Here is an 8,043-nt window from a genome sequence, read left to right as displayed (position 1 = left end):
GAGCTTGTCAGAAATTTTGTGTGTGAGGCATAGCATGTCGACAAGGAGCATGAATGCCACGCAAGACCAAACCCACCGCTTTGGCGGACCAGGCGGCACAGCCGCAATTTCACATCCCGGCCGAGCTGCTTGACCAGTTGGTGACCGGGCCCATGACGCCGGGCCAAGTCCAAGGGCTGTTCGATCAGTTCAAGAAGTCAATTCTTGAGCGGGCGCTGGGCGCCGAGATGAGTCATCACCTAGGCTATGCGCCCGGCCAAGCCAAGCCCACAGGCGGATCAGCCAACCACCGCAACGGCAAGAGCACCAAGACCGTACTGACCGATGTGGGGGCGCTGCGCATCGATGTCCCACGCGATCGCGAAGGCAGCTTCGAGCCGCAGCTCATTGGCAAGCACGAGCGGCGCTTTACGGGTTTCGACGACAAGATCATCGCCATGTACGCACGCGGCATGACGGTGCGCGAGATCCAGGGTTTCCTGGCTGAGATGTACTCGGTGGACGTCTCGCCCGAGCTCATCAGCCGTGTCACCGATGAGGTGATGGGCGAGGTCACGGCCTGGCAGACACGGCCGCTGGAGGCGATGTACCCGGTGGTGTTCTTCGATGCGCTGCGGGTCAAGATTCGCGAGGATGCGGTGGTGCGCTCCAAGGCCGTCTACCTGGCGCTGGGCGTACTGCCTGACGGCTCGCGCGACATCCTGGGAATCTGGATCGAGAACACCGAGGGGGCGAAGTTCTGGATGAAGGTCTTCAACGATCTGAAGACGCGCGGGGTGCAGGACATCCTGATTGCCGTCACCGACGGCCTCAAGGGCATGCCAGAGGCGCTGGGCGCAGTGTTCCCGGCGACGACGCTGCAGACCTGCATCGTGCACCTGATCCGGGGTGGCCTGGACTTTGCGTCATGGAAAGACCGCAAGGCGCTGGCCGCAGCCATCAAACCCATCTACACCGCGGTGAGCGCCGAGGCGGCCGAGGCCGAGTTGGATGCGTTTGCGGCCGGCCCCTGGGGGCAGCGGTTCCCGACCGTGGTCAGCGCCTGGCGCCGGGCCTGGGACAAGGTCATCCCGTTCTTCGCCTTCCCGCCCGAGGTGCGGCGCGTGATCTACACCACCAACGCCATCGAGAGCGTGAACGCACGGCTGCGCAAGATCATCAAAACGCGCGGCCACTTCCCCAGCGACGAGGCGGCCACCAAGCTGATCTGGCTGGCGCTGCGCAACATCACCGCGGACTGGGGGCGGGCGGCCAACCACTGGAAATCAGCGATGAACCAATTTGCGATCCTCTACGAGGACCGATTTACCAGATCGGGCCAGTAAGATCACCAAGCCGCCTCACGATTGAGTGACGGATTCAACAGCCTCACACACAGAAATCCTGACACTCCCCGCATGGTGCTCGGCAACCTCAACAATCTGATCGCGCTGCGCACCAAGGACGGCCCGACCCAGGAGTTCGTGGTCGAGACCTTCGGCCGCACGGCCATCCATACCGTTCGTGTCGGCCTCAACCACGGTGCCGACGCACACCTCGGCGACTTCTCGTCGTCCTACTCGACGCAGATCACCGAGACCCAGGAAGAAGCCGTGCCGGCGGACATCCTGGGCAAGCTGCCCAATCTGCACTACTTCGCATCCGTCTCCGGCGGCAGGCGCATCAAGGGGCGCTTCCAGATCATCGACCCCGACCACGGGCGCGGTAGCGCACGGCCATCATGATCCGCGTCGTCACCATCGCCTCGCTGACGGCACTGTTGCTGCTGGTCCTGTACCTGCCCTCAGCACAGCCGCCCGAGCGCTTCATGCAGCAGCTACGCCAGGAGCATCAGCAAAACAGCGACTTCTGGGGAGCCGACACGGCCGAGCGCATGCTGGACAGGATGATGGAGCTGCAGGCCGATGCCGCCGCCGCCTCGCCGGTTCCCGCCGCGTCAAGCGCCCCCGCGCACACGGGCGTGGACCAGGCCGTCGGGCGGGAGATGGCGCGGGTGAACCAGCGGCTGTTCAACAACCCTTACTTCCGCTCCATCGACGCGCTGCTCGTTCTGGCCTCCTACCGCCTCGCGATGCTGCTGGAGTGGCTGCCCAAGTACTGGCTCCTCGCGTTGGCGCTGGCCACCGACGCCTTCCTCGAGCGCGCCGTCAAGTCCAGGGAGTTCCGGCAGCACGACCCGGAGATGTTCGCCCTGTGCGTGAGCGCCGCGATCTTCACGCTGTGCGCGAGCGTGCTGGCGATGGTCTGGCCCTGGACGCTGCATCCGGCCGCCTGGGCCGCAGCGCCCGTTCTGGTGTGCGCCCTGGCCACCCGCGCGATCGCGCACTTCCACCGCCGGTCATGACCGGCGGATGCGCAGCCGAAGTCCAGCACCGTTCCTCCAGGCCTCAGACCGCGAAGTCCTCCAGCACCTTGCCCTGCTCCAGGGCATCGCGCAGCCAGCGCGGACGCGGCCCGCGGCCGGTCCAGGCATTGCCCTTGTCGTCCCGGTATTTCGCTGCCAGCGCCTTGCGCTTGTCCGGCGCCTTCTTCGCGGTGCCGGCGACCTGGGCCTTGACGTTCGGGCGTTGCCCACCGAACTTGAGATCGCTGGGGCGCAGGCCATAGTGCGCTATCGCTTCATTGATGCGCGCCACGACCTCCGCGACCTCCTTCTTGCGCAGGTCCTGCGCTTCCTTCTGGAGCAACTCGATCTCTTTGGTGATGTCGGCATAGGTGCGTGCAGCGTTCTTGGCCATGTAGAGCGTTCCCAGTCAGGTTGTGATGTGCCAATGCTAGCGGCTCTCTCGCGCAAGCCCAGGGCTGGCGCGGCGCCAAGGCAACGTCCGAGCGCGCTTGCCGAGAGCTGTCGCCGAAATCCCCCCCATATCCATCGCATTCCAGGGCGACAGCATGGACCGCCGCCCGTACGCTCATGGCACCGAGTTGTGTTCGATGCGGCCGCGGTCCCAGGACCGCGCCAACGCTCAGGAGATCGAGATGGACCATGCCCTGTCATCGCGCGACGAACCGATCCAGCACCGCCCTGCCAACCCGCAGGCGCCCGCCGACACCATAGTCGAGGCGAGGCTGTGGCTCGAGGAATACGCGTGGCTGTACAGCATCCTCAAGAGTGCGGCGAACGTCTGCCCCACCTTCCGCTTCCCCGATCTGATCAGCGCCGCCGTCTCGTTGAGCCTGGCCAATTCGGCAGACCAGCAGGAGGTCTTCCGGTTCCTGGGCACCCAGCTGGTCCTGCGTCCTCCCACCACGGCGCGCCGGCGCGAATCGATGTGGCGCGCGCAGTACGAGCAGTTGCGCGAGCTGCAGCGCTCACCGGCGAACCGCCATCCGAACCCGAACTTCCAGCTCGACCAGCTCACCACCGCCTGCGTCGCGCAGGCACGCCGCATCGATGAAAGCGGCGCTCGACTTCTGCGCCAGGCCCGGTTGAACATGGCCGAGCGCGCGAGCGGGGCCTCGGCCCACGCCGCACACGCAGAGCGCTGACCCCGCGCCACCGACCCCGACCGGCTGCGCGACCCGCCGCCGGCCCGACCCTCCGCCAGGCTGCACCGCCGCATCCTGACCACCCGCATCCGACCTTGCCCGGCCCCGCCGGTCGCGCCTCCGCCTCCGGTTCCCGGGGCGCGGACCGCCATCCATGGGACAAGTCATGCGATCTCTACCGTTCATCGCCGCACTCTTGCTGCACGCCGCGCCGGGCACGGCGAGCGCGTGCTGGGACGTCGCGGCGCAACGCTACGGCATCTCCGCCCACCTTCTCTATGCCGTGGCCCGCGTCGAGTCCGGGCTCAATCCGCGCGCGGTCAACAACACGCACCAGGCACGCACCGGCACGCGGGACATCGGGCTGATGCAGATCAACAGCTCGCACCTCCCGAAGCTCGCGCGCCATGGGATCACCGAGGCGCATCTGTACGACCCCTGCACCAACCTGCAGGTCGGCGCCTGGCTGCTCGCCGATGCGTTCGCGCGCCACGGCGTCACGTGGAACGCGGTAGGCGCCTACAACGCCGCGTGCTCGCAACTCAAGGGCGAGGCATGCGCCCGGGCCCGTTCGGAGTATGCGTGGAAGGTCTACCGCCGGCTGCCGCAGACACCGGCCGCCATGCCGGCTGCCGCCGTCGCTGCGCAATCGTCCCCGTCCCGCGGTCCCGCCGCTGGCGGCACGCGCACGGGCACAGGCACGGCGGTCGCAGCGGCGGCCCGCCCGGCGGCCTCCGTGCGCTACCACGTGCGGATCAGCCCGAGGGTGGCGCCATGAGGTGCGGGACCTGGATCGCCGGCTGCATGGGCGCACTCGCGCTCTGCGCCTGCGCCCTGCTGCGTCCGCCGGCAGCCCCCTCGGCGGCGGCGCCGGCCGCGGCCGCACCGCACACGGGTGCGCTGCGCATCGCGCAGGCGGAAAGCGGCCCCCGGATGGACACAGCCCGCTTCGCACCGTTCGTGCTGTGCAGCGACGACGCGTGCCCCCGCGTCACGCCCAAGACCCTTGCGCAGGCTACTCCCGCACGGCAACACGATGCCGAGCAAGGCCCGAGGCCGGCATCGCTTGCGCCCCTCGCCTCGCCGGAGACGCCGCGCAAAGCTTCCGCGCAGCAAGCTCCCGCATCGAAGGGTCACGAGGCCGGCACCGCGGTCCCGGCCACGCCGCAGCCGTCCCCCGCATCTCCCGACAGACCGGATGAGCCCGAAGGCGCAGCCAGGCCGCAGCGGCGCGGCGACATCGCCGTGACCGTGCGTTTCCCGTTCGGCGACGCACGGCTGAACGAGGCGGCCAGGGCGCAGTTGGACACCGCTGCCGGCCAGGCCTCGGAGGCCGGAGCGCTGCACCGGCTTCGCATCGTCGGCAGAACCGACAGCGCCGGACCCCAGGCCGTGAACGACGCGCTGGCAATGGCGCGCGCCCGCGCAGTGCGCGACCACCTGCGCCACCGCCTCCCGCGCTGGCCGGCGGCCGTGGACATCGAGGCCGCCGGAGCGTGCTGCTACGCCGCGAGCAACGACACCGCGCAAGGCCGCTTCGCGAACCGGCGCGTCGAGATCACGCTCTCGGCATCCGATCCGGAGGACGCCCCATGAGGACGCGCCCTACGGACGCCATCCGGACGCTGCCGGCCCCCGGCGGCCTTCGCCCGGATCCACCCGAAGAGCCCGCGGGCTCCACCGCGCCGCGCCGCAGCGGCTCCACCTCCGGCAGCTACCGGCGGCCCGAGCGCCTCCGGCCCGCCATCCGGCCGTCCCGTCCCTCAGTCCTTCATTTCCAAAGGAGTTCTTCATGAGCATCGCCATCCTCTCCGCCCCCGCACCGGCCGCCCGGCGCTCGTCCGCGCGCAAGCTGATCGCCTTCGTCTGTCTGCTGGCGCTCGCCATCGCGGGACTGGCGCTCGCGTTCCCGAGCCATGCACTCGACCTGGTGGCCTTCACGGGCATCACCGGGCCGCTCACCAGCGCATTGACGCAGATCGCGGAACTCGGCCCCGGCATCAAGGCGCTCGTGGGCTTCGTCGGCTTCGTGGTCGCGCTGATCTCGCTGTCGGCGCTGCGCAACTTCGGCCCCGTCCTTTTTTATGTCGGCCTGGCCATTTTCGCGGCGGTCGGCTTGGTGATCGCCGGCGCGATCATGGGCGCGGTCGTCTGAGCCCCGGCGCACCCGATTCCGGAGGCCCCCATGCAAGCGGACACCTACATCCCGCGGCGTCTCGACGACAGCTGGAAGCTGGGCTTCTGGGACGTGGACGTCGCCGCGCCCATCGTGTTCATGTTCTTCGTCGGCTACCTGTCGTCGAGCAAGGTGGCGTTCGCGGTCTGCATGGCCGCCGGGTTCGCCATCTCGCGCTGGATATCGCGCCTCAAGGCGGACAAGCACCCCGCGTTCGCCCTCCACTGGCTCTACTGGCACCTGCCGACCAACCCGGCGACGTCGATGCGCGTGACGCCGCCGTCCCATCTCCGCCGGATGGTCGGCTGAGCCGAGGCGCACCATGGACTTCGAGCGACTCAGCGGCGACCTCAAGGAGCTACGCCGGCGCAACCGGGGACTGGGCCTGGCCGTGGGCGCGCTGGCCGCGGGCTTGTTCGTCGCGCTCATCGTCATCCTCCAGCTCCTGGGGACGGTGCGCACCGTGGTCGTTCCACCGTCGCTGAGCAAGACCTTCTGGGTCACGGCCGACCAGGCATCGAGCGAGTACCTCGAGCAGATGGGCAGCTTCGTCGCCTGGCTGATCCTGGACGTCACCCCCAGCTCCATCGACTGGAAGAAGGACATCCTGCTCGGCTACGTCGACCCGGCGCAATACGGCGCGCTCAAGGCGCGCCAGGAAGTCGAGGCGGAGCGCCTCAAGCGCATCAACGCCGCGACGGCATTCGCGCCGCAGCAGCTCGTGGCCAGCGAGGAAGCGCAGTCGCTGGTCGTGCGCGGACGCCTGCGCACCCTCGTGAACGGCTACGAGACCGCCAACGAACTCAAGGCCTACCGCATCGACTTCGGTCATGCCGGCGCTCGCATGCACGTCATCGGATTCAAGGAGGTGCCCTATGCGGTCAAGTGACACCGCGCGCACGCCACTGCGCCTGCCCGTGGCCCGCCGCGCCGTCGGCGGCGCAGGCCCGGCCGCGCGCGCCGCAACCGCGCCAGCACGCGTGCCCTTGCCGCCGACACGCGAGCGCTGGAAGCGACTGCCTCCCGCCGCGCGGCGGATCCTCCTCGTCACGGCCCTGTCCTTCGGGCTGCATGCCCATGCGCTGCAGGTCGTCGAGGCGAGCGACGGCGTCGCCGCCGAGGCCATCGTGTCGTTGAAGGAGCCCACGCGCATCCGCATCGAGGGCACGCCGATCACCGACGTGTTCGGCAACATCCATTCCAGCCATTGCGGCGGCCCGCCGATGCCCGCTTCCGCACCGCCAGCCTCGCCCGGCTCGCCCTCCGCCACGCCCGGACTCTCCCCCGCGGGTGCGTTCTCATCGCCCGCGGTCAATCCGGCCGGGGAGGTCATCGTCGAGTGCGATCGCGACAAGGGCGAAATCTACATCCGCCCGGTCGGCGATGCGGCCCAGCCGATCAACCTCTTCGTGGCCTCGGCCTCCGCCACCTACACCTTGCTGCTGCGCCGCTCGGACACGCCCGCAGACACCATCGTCATCCGCGACAAGACGCCGCGCGCGCTGCGCCCGGCCGCCGCCGAGGCCGCCCCCTCGGGCCCCGCGCCCAGCCACGTGCGCGCGATGAAGGCGCTGCTGGTGGCCATGGCGTCCGACCGCGTGCCGCCGGACGTCCGGGTCGAGGAGCGCTCCCGCCCGGTCCAGCTCTGGGCCGAGGCACGCCTCACGCTGCTGCGCCAGTACGAGGGCCGGGGCCTGACCGGCGAGAAGTACCTGCTCCAGAACGTCAGCGCGGCGCCGATGGTGCTGGCCGAGCAGGAATTCGACCGCCCCGACAGCCGCGCCGGCGGCGAGACCGTCGGCGTGGCGATCGAGCACCACAGCCTGCGGCCGGGCGAGAGCACCAGCGTCTACGTGATCCGGCGGGGAGGCGAACGATGAACGCGCCCTCCATGCCCCCGGGCGGCCGCCCGCCCGGCTACGCCGTGCGCGGACTGATGGACCGCTTCTCGCCGCGCCAGCGGCAGTACGCCCTGCTGGGCGCAATCCTCGCGGCCGGCATCGGACTGCTCTGGCTGATCTTCAGCTTCGCCGGGCCGGGGCCGCAGCCGCGCGGCGGCAGCGCTCCCCAGGTGCAGCCAGGCGACGTCACCAACATCGGCGTGCTGCCGCCGGGCGCGCAGGTCAACCCGCTCGACCAGTGGGTCGGCACCGCGGGCCGCAAGCTCGCGCAGTACGAGACCGAGCGCGACGAGCAGAACCGGCTCAACAAGGAGCGCCAGGCCTTCGAGGGGCGGACGATGCAGCGCTTCGCGGAGTTGGAGAAGCGCCTGACCGCGAACCAGCAGCCCCCGGCCGCGCCCCCTCCTGCGCCACCCGCGCCGCCGCCACCGCCGCCCGCGCCGGCGAGCCCGGTCGCCATGCCGCCTGCTGCGAGCC

Annotated in this window: 11 protein-coding genes and 1 pseudogene; 11 read left to right on the top strand and 1 reads right to left on the bottom strand. The window is 69.7% G+C overall.

The window, feature by feature from the left end:
* Positions 1 to 53: 53 nt before the first annotated feature.
* The 3 genes from BV908_RS21470 to BV908_RS21460 all read left to right on the top strand — a co-directional run bounded on the left by BV908_RS21470 (position 54) and on the right by BV908_RS21460 (position 2,344).
* Positions 54 to 1,325: an IS256 family transposase gene (locus tag BV908_RS21470; protein ID WP_047350851.1), complete on the top strand. Its 1,272-nt coding sequence runs from the start codon at positions 54 to 56 to the stop codon at positions 1,323 to 1,325.
* A 72-nt stretch (positions 1,326 to 1,397) separates the two neighbouring features.
* Positions 1,398 to 1,724 (top strand): hypothetical protein, encoded by a 327-nt coding sequence (locus BV908_RS21465; protein WP_246867575.1) that lies wholly within the window; start codon positions 1,398 to 1,400, stop codon positions 1,722 to 1,724.
* Positions 1,721 to 2,344, top strand: a complete 624-nt coding sequence (locus tag BV908_RS21460; RefSeq protein WP_059400277.1) for a DUF4400 domain-containing protein — start codon at positions 1,721 to 1,723, stop codon at positions 2,342 to 2,344. Before BV908_RS21465 ends, BV908_RS21460 begins: the two co-directional genes overlap by 4 nt.
* Before the next feature lie 43 nt (positions 2,345 to 2,387).
* On the opposite strand, the gene BV908_RS21455 is transcribed toward BV908_RS21460, so the two are convergent.
* On the bottom strand, positions 2,388 to 2,738 hold the full coding sequence (locus BV908_RS21455; RefSeq protein WP_059400276.1) for an H-NS histone family protein: 351 nt from the start codon (positions 2,736 to 2,738) through the stop codon (positions 2,388 to 2,390).
* A gap of 241 nt (positions 2,739 to 2,979) precedes the next feature.
* On the opposite strand from BV908_RS21455, the gene BV908_RS21450 reads away from it, so the two are divergent.
* From BV908_RS21450 to BV908_RS21415, 8 genes and pseudogenes are all read left to right on the top strand, one after another.
* On the top strand, positions 2,980 to 3,489 hold the full coding sequence (locus BV908_RS21450; protein WP_059400442.1) for a hypothetical protein: 510 nt from the start codon (positions 2,980 to 2,982) through the stop codon (positions 3,487 to 3,489).
* Positions 3,490 to 3,655: 166 nt separating this feature from the next.
* A complete protein-coding gene (locus BV908_RS21445) occupies positions 3,656 to 4,267 on the top strand; it encodes a lytic transglycosylase domain-containing protein (RefSeq protein WP_082136755.1) in 612 nt (203 codons plus the stop codon).
* 26 nt (positions 4,268 to 4,293) lie between these two features.
* The gene (locus BV908_RS21440) at positions 4,294 to 5,085 is read left to right on the top strand and encodes an OmpA family protein (protein WP_172751427.1); all 792 of its coding nucleotides are present in this window, start codon (positions 4,294 to 4,296) and stop codon (positions 5,083 to 5,085) included.
* A gap of 196 nt (positions 5,086 to 5,281) precedes the next feature.
* Entirely contained in the window at positions 5,282 to 5,644 is a 363-nt protein-coding gene (locus BV908_RS21435; RefSeq protein WP_059400274.1) for a hypothetical protein, read from the top strand.
* A gap of 30 nt (positions 5,645 to 5,674) precedes the next feature.
* A complete protein-coding gene (traL, locus tag BV908_RS21430; RefSeq protein ID WP_059400273.1) occupies positions 5,675 to 5,974 on the top strand; it encodes a type IV conjugative transfer system protein TraL in 300 nt (99 codons plus the stop codon).
* Between the two features lie 13 nt (positions 5,975 to 5,987).
* Positions 5,988 to 6,554 carry a type IV conjugative transfer system protein TraE gene (gene traE, locus BV908_RS21425; protein ID WP_059400272.1) on the top strand — a complete coding sequence of 189 codons (567 nt, stop codon included), beginning with the start codon at positions 5,988 to 5,990 and terminating at the stop codon, positions 6,552 to 6,554.
* Positions 6,541 to 7,545, top strand: a complete 1,005-nt coding sequence (locus tag BV908_RS21420; RefSeq protein ID WP_059400271.1) for a type-F conjugative transfer system secretin TraK — start codon at positions 6,541 to 6,543, stop codon at positions 7,543 to 7,545. Before traE ends, BV908_RS21420 begins: the two co-directional genes overlap by 14 nt.
* A pseudogene (locus BV908_RS21415) lies at positions 7,542 to 8,043 on the top strand (conjugal transfer protein TraB); the annotation flags it as partial. The gene BV908_RS21420 and the pseudogene BV908_RS21415, both read left to right, overlap by 4 nt.

The organism is Diaphorobacter sp. LR2014-1, from assembly GCF_002916785.1.
GTDB classification, from domain to species: Bacteria; Pseudomonadota; Gammaproteobacteria; order Burkholderiales; family Burkholderiaceae_C; genus Diaphorobacter; species Diaphorobacter nitroreducens.
This window is presented reverse-complemented; position numbering and strand designations above follow the sequence as displayed.